16 protein-coding genes and 1 pseudogene are annotated in these 13,838 nt (G+C 63.6%); 5 read left to right on the top strand and 12 right to left on the bottom strand.

Features of this window, described 5'->3' with window-relative positions:
* Positions 1-47: 47 nt before the first annotated feature.
* The 12 genes and pseudogenes from ASU23_RS09050 to ASU23_RS08995 all read right to left on the bottom strand — a co-directional run bounded on the left by ASU23_RS09050 (position 48) and on the right by ASU23_RS08995 (position 10,837).
* Positions 48-785 (bottom strand): urease accessory protein UreD, encoded by a 738-nt coding sequence (locus tag ASU23_RS09050; RefSeq protein WP_253741261.1) that lies wholly within the window; start codon positions 783-785, stop codon positions 48-50.
* The gene (gene ureG, locus ASU23_RS09045) at positions 785-1,528 is read right to left on the bottom strand and encodes an urease accessory protein UreG (RefSeq protein WP_058037757.1); all 744 of its coding nucleotides are present in this window, start codon (positions 1,526-1,528) and stop codon (positions 785-787) included. The genes ASU23_RS09050 and ureG overlap by 1 nt, the downstream gene beginning before the upstream one ends.
* The gene (locus tag ASU23_RS09040; protein ID WP_058037756.1) at positions 1,521-2,210 is read right to left on the bottom strand and encodes an urease accessory protein UreF; all 690 of its coding nucleotides are present in this window, start codon (positions 2,208-2,210) and stop codon (positions 1,521-1,523) included. The genes ureG and ASU23_RS09040 overlap by 8 nt, the downstream gene beginning before the upstream one ends.
* A 4-nt stretch (positions 2,211-2,214) precedes the next feature.
* Positions 2,215-3,924, bottom strand: a complete 1,710-nt coding sequence (locus ASU23_RS09035) for an urease subunit alpha (RefSeq protein WP_030535249.1) — start codon at positions 3,922-3,924, stop codon at positions 2,215-2,217.
* A 176-nt stretch (positions 3,925-4,100) separates the two neighbouring features.
* Positions 4,101-4,391: pseudogene (gene ureB / locus ASU23_RS34780) on the bottom strand (urease subunit beta); the annotation flags it as partial.
* Positions 4,388-4,690, bottom strand: a complete 303-nt coding sequence (gene ureA / locus ASU23_RS09025) for an urease subunit gamma (RefSeq protein WP_003939800.1) — start codon at positions 4,688-4,690, stop codon at positions 4,388-4,390. The pseudogene ureB and the gene ureA, both read right to left, overlap by 4 nt.
* Positions 4,691-4,970: 280 nt before the next feature.
* The gene (pstB, locus tag ASU23_RS09020) at positions 4,971-5,747 is read right to left on the bottom strand and encodes a phosphate ABC transporter ATP-binding protein PstB (RefSeq protein WP_003939968.1); all 777 of its coding nucleotides are present in this window, start codon (positions 5,745-5,747) and stop codon (positions 4,971-4,973) included.
* 58 nt (positions 5,748-5,805) lie between these two features.
* A complete protein-coding gene (pstA, locus tag ASU23_RS09015) occupies positions 5,806-6,714 on the bottom strand; it encodes a phosphate ABC transporter permease PstA (protein ID WP_003940100.1) in 909 nt (302 codons plus the stop codon).
* A gap of 3 nt (positions 6,715-6,717) precedes the next feature.
* Positions 6,718-7,809: a phosphate ABC transporter permease subunit PstC gene (gene pstC / locus ASU23_RS09010; protein ID WP_007733846.1), complete on the bottom strand. Its 1,092-nt coding sequence runs from the start codon at positions 7,807-7,809 to the stop codon at positions 6,718-6,720.
* A gap of 62 nt (positions 7,810-7,871) precedes the next feature.
* On the bottom strand, positions 7,872-8,990 hold the full coding sequence (gene pstS, locus ASU23_RS09005; RefSeq protein WP_003940482.1) for a phosphate ABC transporter substrate-binding protein PstS: 1,119 nt from the start codon (positions 8,988-8,990) through the stop codon (positions 7,872-7,874).
* Positions 8,991-9,183: 193 nt separating this feature from the next.
* Positions 9,184-10,083: a mycothiol synthase gene (gene mshD, locus ASU23_RS09000; protein WP_058037754.1), complete on the bottom strand. Its 900-nt coding sequence runs from the start codon at positions 10,081-10,083 to the stop codon at positions 9,184-9,186.
* Position 10,084: 1 nt separating this feature from the next.
* Positions 10,085-10,837, bottom strand: a complete 753-nt coding sequence (locus ASU23_RS08995) for a response regulator transcription factor (RefSeq protein WP_003939728.1) — start codon at positions 10,835-10,837, stop codon at positions 10,085-10,087.
* A 141-nt stretch (positions 10,838-10,978) separates the two neighbouring features.
* On the opposite strand from ASU23_RS08995, the gene ASU23_RS08990 reads away from it, so the two are divergent.
* The 5 genes from ASU23_RS08990 (at position 10,979) to ASU23_RS08975 (ending at position 13,838) form a co-directional block, all read left to right on the top strand.
* Complete coding sequence (locus ASU23_RS08990; protein WP_058037753.1) at positions 10,979-11,758, top strand: LmeA family phospholipid-binding protein; 780 nt, start codon at positions 10,979-10,981, stop codon at positions 11,756-11,758.
* Positions 11,755-12,231, top strand: a complete 477-nt coding sequence (locus ASU23_RS08985) for a co-chaperone YbbN (RefSeq protein WP_003939684.1) — start codon at positions 11,755-11,757, stop codon at positions 12,229-12,231. Before ASU23_RS08990 ends, ASU23_RS08985 begins: the two co-directional genes overlap by 4 nt.
* Positions 12,232-12,241: 10 nt before the next feature.
* The gene (locus ASU23_RS35295; protein ID WP_350318872.1) at positions 12,242-12,328 is read left to right on the top strand and encodes a putative leader peptide; all 87 of its coding nucleotides are present in this window, start codon (positions 12,242-12,244) and stop codon (positions 12,326-12,328) included.
* Between the two features lie 131 nt (positions 12,329-12,459).
* Positions 12,460-12,930: a DUF4395 domain-containing protein gene (locus ASU23_RS08980; protein ID WP_003940408.1), complete on the top strand. Its 471-nt coding sequence runs from the start codon at positions 12,460-12,462 to the stop codon at positions 12,928-12,930.
* Between the two features lie 74 nt (positions 12,931-13,004).
* The gene (locus ASU23_RS08975; RefSeq protein ID WP_003939859.1) at positions 13,005-13,838 is read left to right on the top strand and encodes a sulfurtransferase; all 834 of its coding nucleotides are present in this window, start codon (positions 13,005-13,007) and stop codon (positions 13,836-13,838) included.

Below are 13,838 nucleotides of genomic sequence, written 5' to 3'. Positions count from 1 at the left end.
TCACATACTGGACGACGCAGCCTCCCGAAGTGTGACGGTCGGGCGAATCAGTCGCTGTACTTCTGCGAAACCCGCCCACGCCACCGCGACCAGATCGGATCCAACGCTGCGCTCGCCTCGTGTGCGTGATCGGCCACGGCCCGTGCCAGCATCCCTGCTCCCGCCAGCGGCGTCACGTGCCCTTCGACGTCGTCGGAAGTCTTGATCCCCAACAGCATGGTCGTACCGAGCACGCGATGGCCACCGAGAATTCCCGGCAGCGAACGGCCCGGCACGCTACGCAGGTCGAGAGTTTCCACGAGCAGCGCGTCACCGTCGACGGTAATGCGCTGATCCGAGCGAAGGGCACCGCCGGTTTCGCCGGTCCGGCCGAACACGATCATCTCGTCGAGCAGCGCAACCGCATCGGATTCCAGTGAAATATCCACGCGCCTGGTCACATCCGCGCCGCCCGCGACGACAAACGGTGCCGCGCGCCAGATCAGCGCCGCACCGGCGCCGACGCTCGCCGAAGCCGACCACGACGCCCGGCCACCGCGTGCGTTGTACGCGACGGTCCCCGACGGCTCGATCACCTCGAGGCACGTACCGGGTGCGACTACGAATTCGATACGCAGGTCGTCGTCGGCCAGCAGCGTTGCACTGTGCCCTACCAGGGCAATTCGCACGGTGAGCCCGCGAGCGTCGACGAACCGCGGGGCCAGGAATTCGCCCGAGATCAGCTCTCGCGCAACAGCGGTGTCACCCACTCTCTCGACGACGACCCGCGTAGCTCCAGTGCGCATCAGTGAGCGTGAGAGTGGCTGTGCCCGTGACCGTGACCGTGGTCTTCTTCATCGGCATGGAAGTGCGGCGCCATCGGCCCCGGATCCTGCGGGGTGTGACTACCCGCGCGATGGGATGCGATGACCTGGCGGAGCCACGCACTGAGCTGGTCGATCGTTGAGTGATCCTTCTGGCTGAGCGCGAGAACGGGAAGTCCGTCACGCGCGGCCGTGGCATCGGCAACCATCTGGACCGCGTCGACGTCGACGTACGGGGCCAGGTCGATCTTGTTGACCACCAACAGATCTGCCCGCTCGATTCCGGGACCGCCCTTGCGTGCGACGTCTCCGCCGCCCGCGACGTCGATGCAGAATATCTGGGCGTCGACCAGTGCCGGGCTGAACGTGGCGGTCAGGTTGTCACCGCCGCTTTCCACGATCACCATGTCGAGGGGATGGAACTGACGCTCGAGGTCTTCGACCGCAATGAGGTTCGGCGTGACGTCGTCACGAATAGCCGTGTGCGGGCACGCACCGGTCTCGACTGCGACGATGCGCTCGATCGGCAGAACGTTGGCCGCGCGCAACAGTCGCGCGTCCTCGTCGGTGTAGATGTCGTTGGTGACCACCGCGATCTCGTACTCCGACGCGAGTTCGCGGCAGATGGTGGCGATGAGGGTGCTTTTGCCGGTGCCGACGGGGCCGGCAACGCCGAGCCTCAAACCTCTTGCAGCAGTGGTGGTGTTGTTCAGGTTGTCAAGCACGGAAAATCCTCCTGGATCGAGCGTGGTGTTCGAGTGACCATTGTTCGACCAACGGCCCTGTTGTTGCGGGTATATCTGCGACGCCCTCGACGGCCACGGCAGCCGCGGCGACGGTTTCGATGGTCGGGGCTGCTCGGAGCAACCATTCGACCGGTTCTGCCGGATCCACCGGCAGTAGCTTCAATGCCGCCGACGCCACCGTTTGGGCGTCGTCGTACAAACAAGATCTGGCTGCCTGTAGGTCGTCCATCCCGGAGACCGCCGTGAAGACGCCCAACGCGAGCGGACGCATCGGATGCCCAGGCAGCGCCATGAGCATCTGCACCGCGGGGTGCTGCGGCCACAATCGCAACGCCAGTCTCGCCAGCCCACGGCCGAGCTGAATCGACGCCTCACGCAGCGGTGCGCTGGGAGTCCGAGCGAGCAGTTCCCTCGAGATGTCCTCGAGTTCGCCTGCACTACCCTCACTTACGGCCCAGCGGCGCGTGACCACCGTTGCAGCGGCCTCGACAAGTCCGACTGTTTCGAGTCGACCGCGAATGAAGTCAGGGACCTGACTCTGCAGGAGTCCGCCCGCCAGTGCCGGTTCCAACCCCGACGAGTGCGCGTGACCGCCGGTAGGCAGACGCCCGTCTGCCAAGAGCATCGATGCTATCTCGGCAGACGCCGTCTCGATCGACATGGTTTCAGAACAGCATGTAGCGCTGAGCCATCGGCACTACGTCAACGGGGTTGGGCGCGATCAGGTCCCCGTTGACCTTGATGGCAAACGTCTCCGGATCGACGTCGATGGACGGCAGCGCCGTGTTGTTCGGCATGTCTGCCTTGGTGAGGTGCCTCGTCGGACGAACACCGGTAAGGGTGCGCGTGAGACCGAGACGGTCGGCCAGACCGTCCTCGATGGCCATCGGAGAGACGAACGTCGTGGACAGGTGCGGGGCCGATCCCGGAGTCGCCGCGATGGCCGGGCGAACGAACACCGGCTGCGGGGTCGGGATAGCAGCATTCGGATCACCTAGCGGCGCAGCAACTATCGCCCCGCCCTTGATCACGGCAGAAGGACGGACTCCGAAGAACGCGGGATCCCACAGCACCAGGTCCGCCATCTTCCCGGCCTCGACCGAGCCGATCTCGTGATCGATACCGTGCGCCACCGCGGGGCAGATCGTGTACTTGGCGACGTAACGCCGCGCACGCTCGTTGTCGGCCGGCATGCTGGTGCCCAGCTTGCCGTACTGGGCCTTCATGACGTGAGCCACCTGCCATGTCCGCAGGGTCACCTCACCGATACGGCCCATCGCTTGGGCGTCGGACGAGGTGATCGAGATGGCTCCGATGTCGTGCAGAAAGTCTTCTGCTGCAATCGTTGTCGGCCGGATCCGGGACTCGGCAAAGGCAAGATCCTCCGGAACCCGGGGATTGAGCGCATGACACACGATGAGCATGTCGAGGTGCTCGGCAACCGTGTTGACGGTATGCGGCAACGTCGGATTGGTCGATGCCGGAAGAACGTTCGGCTCACCTGCCGTCACGATGATGTCCGGTGCGTGCCCGCCGCCGGCGCCTTCCGCATGGAACACGTGGATCCCACGTCCGGCGATCGCATCCAAAGTGTGCTGTACGTAACCGGTTTCGTTGAGACTGTCCGCGTGCAGCGCTACCTGGAGGCCGAACTCGTCGGCTGCTCGCAGAGCGGCGTCGATCGCGGCCGGAGTGGAACCCCAGTCCTCGTGAACCTTGAACCCGCCTGCGCCCGCGAGAGCTTCCTGACGCATGGCCTCATGGCTGACGGTGCTGCCCTTGCCGAGAAGAAGGACGTTGAGCGGGATGTGGTCGAGGGCGCGGTGCATCATCGTCAGCGACCAGGCGCCGGGCGTGACGGTGGTTGCCTTGCTTCCTTCGGTGGGGCCCGTTCCGCCGCCCGCCACGGTCGTCGTACCGGTCGCGAGCGCCTCCATCATCTCGATTTCACTGAGGAAGTGCACGTGAGTGTCGATCGCACCCGCGGTGAGGATCTTTCCCTCACCGGCGATCACGTCGGTGCTCGGCCCGATGAGCAACTTGGGGTGCACGCCATCCATGATGTCGGGGTTACCGGACTTGCCGATCGCAACGATGCGTCCGTCGCGAATTCCGACGTCTGCCCGGACGATTCCCCAGTGATCGAGAATCACCGTGTTGGTGATGACGACGTCGAGAGCGCCCTGGTCGCGAGTGGTCAGGCCCTGGCCCATCGACTCGCGGATGCTCTTACCGCCGCCGAAGACCATCTCGTCGCCGGTCGCGGTGTAGTCGTGCTCGATCTCGATCCACAGATCTGTGTCGGCCAAACGGATCTGGTCGCCTGCGGTCGGGCCGTACAGGGAGGCGTAGCCGCGTCGATCGATCCTGCTCATTCGGCTGTCCTCTCAACTGTCGTCGCGGCGTCGTCCGGTGAATCCGCCTCGACTGGAACATCACTCACACGCACGTTCACCGAGGACGCTCGCAAAGGTTCTTCGACCTCGACGCCGGGCGTGCCGAACGGCATGACGGTCTTGGGCTCGCGCGCATGTGTCGGTAGGTCTTCGTCCGGCACGATCTGCAGGCCCGGAACCTTTTTGAGTCCGCCGAGCGCGATCAGTGTCACCGTTCTGCTGACCCCGGGTTCGAACCGAACCGACGTTCCCGAGGGGATGTCGAGCCGGAAGCCGTCTGCCGCTTCGCGATCGAAGGTCAACGCCGGGTTGGCCGCGGGAAGGTGGAGATGTGAACCGATCTGAATGGGGCGATCGCCGTCGTTGACGACGACCATCGTGATCTTCTCCGCGTCCGTGCCGAACTCGAGCGGTTCGGTGGACACACGTACTTCGCCGGGAATCATCGAATGGGCTCCGTCACGGTGACCAGTTTGCGACCGTCCGGGAAAGTGGCCTCCACCTGGACGTTTGCAATCATCTCGGGTACCCCTTCCATCACGTCGTCGCGGGTGAGCACTTGCCGACCGGCGTTCATCAGTTCCGCAACCGTCATTCCGTCACGCGCGCGCTCGAGAATCCAGCACGAGATCAGTGCCATCGCTTCGGGGTAGTTCAGCAGTACCCCGCGCTCGCGGCGGTCACGGGCGACCATGCCCGCGACGCTCAGGAGCAGCTTTTCGGTATCTGAAGGGGTGAGGTGCACTGACAAGCCCTTCCGGTTGTGAAACGACATCGATCGACAGCGTGCTGTCGGGCCGAGATTAGCATTGTCCGAAGCGTCGTCAGTATCCACGAGATTCACGTCGTCGGCTACTTCAGCGCCCACTCGGCGCACTTGCGCTGCTCATCGAATTATTCGGGCGCCCAACGACGCTCAGCTCTGCGCACCGGAGTGGGAACTATCACCACAACCAAAAAGTTTCACCCCCGTCTCCTGTTGGAAACGGGGGTGAAACATGATCGTGCAGGGTTGATCCCGGGACCTATCCGAAGCGGCCGGAGATGTAGTCCTCGGTGGCCTTCTGCGTCGGGTTCGAGAAGATCTTCTCGGTGTCGTCGATCTCGACGAGCTGACCGGGCTTGCCGGTTGCCTCGAGGTTGAAGAATGCCGTCTGGTCACTCACACGCGCAGCCTGCTGCATGTTGTGCGTGACGATGACGATCGTGAAGTCCTTCTTCAGCTCGGTGATCAGGTCTTCGATCGCGAGAGTCGAGATCGGGTCGAGCGCGGAGCACGGCTCGTCCATGAGCAGGACGTCGGGCGAGACCGCGATGGCACGCGCGATGCACAGACGCTGCTGCTGACCGCCTGAGAGGCCGCCACCGGGCTTGTCGAGGCGATCCTTGACCTCGTTCCACAGGTTGGCACCGCGCAGCGAACGCTCGGCCACCTCGTCGAGCTTCTTCTTGCTGCGCTCGCCCTGCAACTTCAAGCCCGCGACGACGTTGTCCTTGATGGACATGGTCGGGAAGGGGTTGGGTCGCTGGAACACCATGCCGATGGTCTTGCGAACACCGACCGGATCGACGTTCGAGCCGTAGATGTCCTCGCCGTCGAGCAGCACCGAACCCTCGACACGCGCACCGGGAATCACTTCGTGCATGCGGTTGAGTGAACGGAGAACGGTGGACTTGCCGCAACCGGACGGGCCGATGAAGGCGGTGACGCTCCGGGGCGGGACGGACAGGCCCACATCGGCGACGGCGTGGAACTTGCCGTAGTAGATGTTGACGTCCTTGAGATCCAGACGCTTGGCCATTACCGGCTCCCTACTGAGTTGTTGACGCTGTTGAGTACGAACATGTTCCGAGGCCGCATCACTTACTTCTGACCTGTGAGAAGTGACCGATCAGCTTCGCGACGATGTTGAGGATCGCGATCAGCAGGATCAGGGTCAGTGCTGCGCCCCAGATGCGGTTGGTGCCGGCGTCGGTGGGGTTGTTCATCTCGGCGACCATGACGGAAGGCAGTGTGCCCATTTCGCCGTTGAACAGGTCGAAGTTGATGAACGGTGCGTAGCCGACGAGGATCAGCAGCGGTGCGGTCTCACCGAGCACGCGGGCCAGGGCCAGCATGACGCCGGTGATGATGCCGGGAAGTGCCGTCGGCAGAACGATTTTCGAGATGGTCTTCCACTTCGGCACACCGAGCGCGTACGACGCCTCTCGCAGATCCATCGGGACGATGCGCAGCATTTCCTCGGTGGAGCGGATGACGACCGGGACCATCAGAAGGACCAGAGCCAGTGACACCGCAAACGCGGACTTGGGGAAGCCGAAGGTCGCGATCCACAGGGCGTAGATGAACAGCGCTGCCACGATCGACGGAACACCGCTGAGGATGTCGACCATGAACGTGGTCAGCTTGCCCAGCTTCGACTTCCGGTCGGCGTACTCCACCAGGTAGATCGCGACGAAGATACCGAGCGGGATGGAGAAGACCGCGCACACGATGCCTTGCAGCAAGGTGCCGATCAATGCGTGATAGATACCGCCGCCGTCGGCCGACGCCGTCAATCCGCTCAGCGAGTTGGTGAACCAGGTAGGCGACGTCAGAGCGGGCAGGCCCTTGGCGATGACCGTGAAGAGCACCCAGACCAACGGGATGAGCGCGATGACGACTGCCAGGCTCACCAGGATGGTCGCGATGACGTCCTTGGCACGACGACGAGCGCCGACGCCTTGGAAAGTGGGGGCCTTGACCGGCCGGTCCAGAGTGGAGGTCATGGGTCAGTCCTTCTTTCCGGCGATCACTGCGCGGGCAGCCGCGTTGACGACGAAGGTCAGTACGAACAGCACCAGTCCGGCTGCGATGTACGCGCCTGCCTGGATGTCGTTGTTGAACTCCGCGTAGCCGAGGGCGATCTTGGAGGCGATGGTCGAGCCGCCGTCGAACAGCGACCAGCCGAAGGCCTGAGAGGTGGTGCGCAGGATCAGGTACAGCGCCATCGTCTCACCGAGTGCGCGTCCGAGACCGAGCATCGAGCCGCTGATGTAGCCGGACTTACCGAACGGGATGACCGTGGTGCGCACAACTTCCCAGCGCGTGGCGCCGAGGGCGAGTGCGGCTTCGATCTGTGATCGCGGGGTCTGGATGAACACCTCGCGGGTCACTGCGGTGATGACCGGAAGGATCATCACGGCGAGGACGATGCCTGCGGTGAAGATGGTGCCGCCGCCGGTGATCGATCCGCTGCCGTCGGCGAAGAGCGGGAACCAGCCGAGAGTGTCGTTGAGCCACACCGCGACCGGGGTGATCGCCGGAGCAAAGACGAGAAGTCCCCACAGGCCGTAGACGATGGACGGCACAGCTGCCAGAAGGTCGATCGTGTACGACAGTGGCCGCGTGAGCCACTTGGGTGAGTACGAAGTCAGGAAGATCGCAATGCCCAGTGCGATCGGCATCGCGAGCACCAGTGCGAACAGCGAGACCAACACCGTGACCTGGAAAAGATCGAGGACACCGAACGCCATCGCGTTGATGTTCTGCGTGACCCATTCACGGCTGGTCAGGAAGTTGACCTGGTTCCGGCTCAAAGCAGGAACAGCACGCCAGATCAGGAACGCGCCGATCGCCGCGATGACAACCGTGATGAAGATTGCCGAACCGGAGGCGAGCGAGCTGAAGATGCGGTCACCCGGACGGGTCACCGTCTTGCTGTTGCCGCTACCCGGACCGTCACCCTTCGGAGGATGCTCGGTTTCTGGAGCCTTGGTGGAAGTAATCGTGTCCTCCGTGGTGCCGTTCGGACCGCCCACCCCGGCCCCGCTGGTTGCGGGGCCGGGAGAACGAGATGTCGAGGTGATGGGCGCGTCACTCATGCGCGCTCACTTCCTTCACGTCTGAATGTAGATCCATGAGCTTGTCCGCACGAGTCTCTAGGTCAGCTGATTGCCGTGATGGACGCGTTGAGGCGATCCTGGACGTTGGACGGCAGCGGGACGTAACCCTGCTCGGCCAGGTTGGCCTGACCCTCGTTGGCCGCGCTCGTCAGGAACGACTTCACTGCTGCGGAGGTGTCCGCGTCGTAGCCCTTGGAGCAGACGATCGAGTACGTGGCGAGAACCAGCGGGTAGGCGCCGGCTTCGTTGGTCTTGAAGATCGACGCGAGGTCGAGCGTCAGGTCGCCGGTTGCGTCGGACTTGAACTTCGCGCCTGCGATCGACTTCGCGGCCGTGTCGTTGGTCAGTGCGACTGCCTCGGAGCCGGTGTTGATTTCGGCAACCGAGAGCTTGTTCTGATCGGCGAACGACTTCTCGACGTAGGTGATCGAACCCGGTGCCGTGGCAACTGCCTGTGCAACGCCCGCCGAACCCTTGGCGCCCTCACCGACGCCACCGGTGAAGTCGGACCCTGCGCCCGACGTCCAAGCACCGTTCGATGCCGCGTCGAGGTACTTCTGGAAGTTGTCGGTGGTACCCGAGGAATCGGAGCGGATCACGGTGGTGATCTTCTCGTCGGGAAGCGATGCACCGGAGTTGAGCGCGGCGATTGCCGGATCGTTCCACTTGGTGATGCCGCCGTTGAAGATCTTCGCGAGAACCTCTGCGTTGAGAACGAGCTTGTCGACGCCGTCGAGGTTGTATGCAACTGCGATCGGGCCGAAGACGAGGGGAAGGTTCCAGGCTTCGCCGCCGACGCAACGCTCCTTGGCCTTGTCGGCCTGCTCGTCCTTGATGGCCGAGTCGGAGCCGGCGAAGTCGATCTGGCCGGCGATGAACTGTGTACGACCGTCGCCCGAACCGCTGGGGTTGTACGCGACGTTGACCGTCTTGCCCTTTTCCTGGCACACGGAGATGTAAGTGGCGACGAACTGGTCCATGGCGTTCTTCTGTGCCGAGGAACCAGCGGCAGAGAGGTTGCTCTTGCCTTCGCACGTTGCGTTCGATGCGGACGCGTCCACACCCGTCGACGACGAGTTGTTGTCGCTGCCACATGCGGCCAAGGTCATGGCGCCCACGGCCACTACACCGAGCAGGGCACCACTGCGCTTGAGATTCACCAAGATCCTCCGGAAATCGCTACCGCCACGCCCACGATCGGGCGGCGACATGAGACGCAGAATGATTGAAATCTGCATCAGGCAACACGGCGCTGCCCACAGAGAAAAGTAGGCGGGCGCGGTGTCCGGCTGGACCACACATGGTTAACGGAGAATGAACAGACTGGACATTTCTGCGTGTCCGACTGTGACGTCAGAGCGCGCGGGCGTAAGCCATGTCCACGTGGAAGCGATCGAAGCCGAGTCGTTCGTACGTGTGGAGGGCGGCCGTGTTGTCGCCTTCGACGTACAGAAGGACGGTTCCGAGGCCGCGATCACGCAGGTAATGCATGCCCGCGAGAGTCAGCACTCGGCCGAGACCTCGTCCCTGCGCCGCGGGATCGATCCCCACGACGTACACCTCCCCCAGCTCCGGATCGTCACCTTCGGGTGCGTGCACCTTGGTCCAGTGAAAGCCGAGAAGAGTATCGGGATCGGTGTCCGCGAACGCCATGAACAGACCAGCAGGGTCGAACCAACCTTCGGCCGTTCTCTCGTCGATCTCCGCCTGGGTCCAGCCGCCCTGCTCGGGATGCCAGGAGAAGGCCGCATTGTTGACGCGAAGGATCTCGGAATCGTCTTCGGGTCCACGATACGTCCGAATCGTCACACCTTCGGGCACAACGATTTCCGGAAGCTGCGGAGCATCGAGTGGTCGACGCAGCTGCAGGAGTTCACGAACGCTGACCAGATCGAGGGTCTTGGCGAATTCGACTGCGGCGTCGACGTTTCCGTGCGCCCAGACACGCGTGCCCGGCCGGCCCTCGTCGAATACCGCTGCAGCAAGCCTGGTTCCGATGCCGCGACGCCGCGCCTGCGGGTCGACCACCAACTCGGCCATGTCGGGATGCTCGTCCGAACCGGCTTGCAGCTGCGCATAACCGACGACTGCATCGCCGTCGAGTTCGAGGAAGTGTCGCGCGCCGCCGCGCCCGGCAACGGCATGGCGCCCCTGTTCCGACACGGGCGCCTTGCCGTCGAACTCGGTTGCGCGATCGAGAAGCGCGGAAACCTGCTCGGCGAATCCAGCCGGCAGTGAATCTGTCCAACCCACGTCAGACCACCGATCCGTCGGCCGCGTCGTAGTCGACGTCCTCGTCGTCCTCGAACTGAACGGGAGCAGCTGCGCCACCCTTGGCCCTGGTCGGACGCACTGCCTTATATCCGACATTTCGGACTGTACCGATCAAGGACTCGTATTCGGTGCCGAGTTTCGCCCGCAGACGACGCACGTGGACGTCGACCGTCCTGGTGCCGCCGAAGAAGTCGTAGCCCCACACTTCCTGCAGCAGCTGCGCCCGGGTGAATACCCGTCCGGCGTGCTGCGCGAGGTACTTGAGCAGCTCGAATTCCTTGTAAGTCAAATCAAGGGGCCGTCCACGCAGTCGTGCCGTGTACGTCCCCTCGTCGATAACCAGTTCGCCCAGCGTGATCTTTCCCGACGCTTCCGGACTGGCCACACCGCCGCTGCGGGCGACCAACAACCGCAATCGGGCGTCCACCTCAGCCGGACCGGTACCGGGAAGCAGGATGTCGTCCAACCCCCAGTCGGCGTTGACGGCAACGAGTCCGCCTTCGGTGAGGACGGCGACCACAGGTACTGCGGATCCTGTGCTTCCGAGCAATCGACACAACCCGCGTGCGGCAGCCAGATCGGTGCGCGCATCCACCAATGCCACGTCCGCGGAACTTGCCTCGAGTAGCGAGGAAACCTCTGTGGGGGCAGGCCGAACCGAGTGCGCCAGCAACGCCAACGCCGGTAGTACAGCTTCCGGGTTGGGGTCGGAGGTGAGGAGGAGCAGTTCCACACGGCCTCCTATCTAGTAGCCCGCGCAACCCGTGAGGGCAACGCTCGAGTAGTTCGACGCTTTTGGTCGGTCCCTACATTAGCGTGCCTGGTACCGGGGCCGTCGCATCGAACCCCGACCGGAGTCCGTCACAATGGTGCGGTGCGCAAACTGATCATCGGCATCGTCTTTCTCCTCGGCCTCGGACTGGTGGCCGATTTCGGCGCGGCCGCGTACGCCGAGTACCGGGTTTCCCGCGAGCTCCGAACCGGCGCATCACTCGAGTCGGATCCGGAGGTCACCTTCAACGGGTTCCCCTTCCTCACCCAGGCACTCGGCGGGAAATACAGGGACGTCTACGTCAGAGCTACCGGCGTCCAGAGCGACGTGGTGGGCGAAGTGACCGTCGAGGCCGATCTGCGCGGGGTCACCGTTCCCTTCTCCGACATCGTGAACGGCAATGTCACCCAACTCCCCGTCGACAAACTCGACGGCCGGATGGGAATCAACGCCACCGACCTCGGAAAGCTGCTCAATATCCCTGACCTGCAGGTATCTTCGCCGCCGGCCAACAAGTCGGATGGCACCGGGGGCAGCGGCGGAACCGGAGCGAGCACCGCGGGCGCCGTCGTGCTGACGGGAACGGTTGCCGTCGGCCCGGTCGAGACTGCAGTGAGTGTGCAGGCCAACCTGGTTCTGGAAGGTGGGCAGGTCAAGATCGTCGCCAGCAATCTGTACTTCGGTCCGGAGGGCAAAGCCGATTTCTCGATCCCCGCAGCACTCGAACCCGTCGTCCTCGGACTGTTCAGCTACACGATCGATCCGCAGGCACTCCCCTACGGAATTCAGCCGAGCCTGGTCTACGCGGAAGGCGGAAGAATCGTGATCGAAGGCAGCGCCGAAAACACGACGATCGATCTCGCAGAGCTGCAGAACCGATGACCGGGATCACAATTCTGCTGGTCGCGCTGGTCGCCGTCGTCGCGGTCGGGCTCTTTCTCAAGTCGCGCAACGGAAAGGTCCGAGTCACCACGCCGGCCGCGACCGGCGCGGCGGACAGTCGCCTCGAACTGCTCCGCGCCGCTGGAGTCTCTTCGCCGAACGGCGGACCCGTCGTACTGCATTTCTCTGCCGACTGGTGCGGACCGTGCGCGGCAGTACGCCGCGTCGTCGGTCAGGTCGTGATCTCGATGGCCGACGCTCCCCGTCCGCCGGTGGAGATCGAGCTCGACATCGACAAGGAACCGGCTCTGGCACGCGAGATGAGTGTCCTCTCGCTGCCCACCACCTTCATCCTCGACGGTGGCCTGGAGGAACAGTTCCGGGTGTCCGGAGTGCCATCCGCAGCCGATCTGAAAGCTGCACTCGTACCACTATCCGGACCCCACGAGCCAAAATCCGAGAATTCGGGGTAAACTCGCCGACGTGCAAACCCGCCACGAGCTGATGCTCACCCGACGCCGCGCAGTAGACCTGTGCCGCCTCGGGGGCTGTTGCTGTACCTGTTGCTGATCACCACATCCGTCAGATCTCTCTGACCTTCGAGCTTTCGCTCACGTGATCAATCCACCGAGTGGGACTTTGACGTCCCGTTTTCTCGGCCCAGGCACAGCATCATGCAATCCAGCGCAGGAGCACTCCCGATGTCCACAACCACACCCCAGCTCGAGCAGGTCGACGTCCGCGGACCTCGATTCGCCGCGTGGGTCACCACCGGCGTTCTCGTACTCACGCTCATCCTCTCGACCTTCTCACTGCCCGCCGCCACCGTCGTTCTCGCACTGCAGGCCATAGTCTTCGCGGTCGGAGCGGTACTCGGCCCCAAGCGCAGCCCGTACGGCCAGATCTTCGGCAAGCTCGTCGCCCCGCGACTCTCGCCGGTCAGCGAACGCGAACCCGTAGCGCCGCTGCGCTTCGCGCAGTTCGTCGGCTTCGTCTTCGCACTCGCCGGCACGGTCGGTTTCCTGGCCGGGTCGACGATCGTCGGCACCGTTGCCACCGGCTTCGCCTTGTTCGCGGCCCTGCTCAACGCCGCGTTCGGCATCTGCCTCGGCTGCCAGATCTATCCACTCGTCGCAAGGCTGCGAAATACCGGCCGCGCTACCACCGCGTGAAAACGCTTGCCCCACAACCCTGCTGAACCCCTGCTAGATAACGACCGATGCAAGACCACATCGAAAGGAACACCATGGCTCGCTCCGACGTCCTAGTCTCCGCTGACTGGGCTGAGCAGAACCTCAACACCCCCAAGACCGTTTTTGTCGAGGTGGACGAGGACACCAGCGCATACGACGGCGGCCACATCGAGGGTGCAGTCAAGCTCGACTGGCGCAAGGACCTCCAGGACGGCGTCCGACGCGACTTCCTGAACCAGGAGCAGTTCTCGGATCTGCTCTCCGCCAAAGGCATTGCGAACGACGACACCGTCGTTCTCTACGGTGGCAACAACAACTGGTTCGCCGCTTACGCGTACTGGTACTTCAAGCTGTACGGCCACCAGGACATCAAGCTGATCGACGGCGGCCGCAAGAAGTGGGAACTCGACGGACGCCCGCTCTCCAAGGACGCAGTCAACCGCGAAGCCACGCAGTACAAGGCCGAGACCCCCGACTTCTCGATCCGCGCATTCCGCGACGAGGTCATCGACGCCATCGGCAGCAAGAACCTCGTCGACGTTCGTAGCCCTGACGAGTTCTCCGGCAAGATCCTCGCTCCCGCCCACCTTCCGCAGGAGCAGGCGCAGCAGCGTGGCCACGTCCCCGGAGCCATCAACATCCCGTGGAGCACCACCGCCAACGAGGACGGCACCTTCAAGTCGGACGACGACCTCGCCAAGCTGTACGCGGAAAAGGGCTTCGACGACACCAAGGAAACGATCGCCTACTGCCGCATCGGCGAGCGTTCGAGCCACACCTGGTTCGTCCTGCAGGAGATCCTCGGCAAGAACAACGTCAAGAACTACGACGGCAGCTGGGTCGAATACGGCTCACTCGTCGGCGCACCGATCGAATTGGGAGCCTGA

The organism is Rhodococcus sp. KB6 (assembly GCF_001445685.1).
GTDB lineage: Bacteria > Actinomycetota > Actinomycetes > Mycobacteriales > Mycobacteriaceae > Rhodococcus_F > Rhodococcus_F qingshengii.
Note: the sequence above shows the minus strand (reverse complement) of the source record. Positions and strands in the feature narration are given on the sequence as shown.

Bases quoted from the DNA above. Each gene is read 5' to 3' on its own strand.
- ASU23_RS09050 (WP_253741261.1), bottom strand. From the start codon at position 785: ATGCGCACTGGAGCTACGCGGGTCGTCGTCGAGAGAGTGGGTGACACC.
- ASU23_RS09040 (WP_058037756.1), bottom strand. From the start codon at position 2,210: ATGTCGATCGAGACGGCGTCTGCCGAGATAGCATCGATGCTCTTGGCA.
- ASU23_RS09035 (WP_030535249.1), bottom strand. From the start codon at position 3,924: ATGAGCAGGATCGATCGACGCGGCTACGCCTCCCTGTACGGCCCGACC.
- pstB (WP_003939968.1), bottom strand. From the start codon at position 5,747: ATGGCCAAGCGTCTGGATCTCAAGGACGTCAACATCTACTACGGCAAG.
- pstA (WP_003940100.1), bottom strand. From the start codon at position 6,714: ATGACCTCCACTCTGGACCGGCCGGTCAAGGCCCCCACTTTCCAAGGC.
- pstC (WP_007733846.1), bottom strand. From the start codon at position 7,809: ATGAGTGACGCGCCCATCACCTCGACATCTCGTTCTCCCGGCCCCGCA.
- ASU23_RS08985 (WP_003939684.1), top strand. From the start codon at position 11,755: ATGACCGGGATCACAATTCTGCTGGTCGCGCTGGTCGCCGTCGTCGCG.
- ASU23_RS08980 (WP_003940408.1), top strand. From the start codon at position 12,460: ATGTCCACAACCACACCCCAGCTCGAGCAGGTCGACGTCCGCGGACCT.
- ASU23_RS08975 (WP_003939859.1), top strand. From the start codon at position 13,005: ATGGCTCGCTCCGACGTCCTAGTCTCCGCTGACTGGGCTGAGCAGAAC.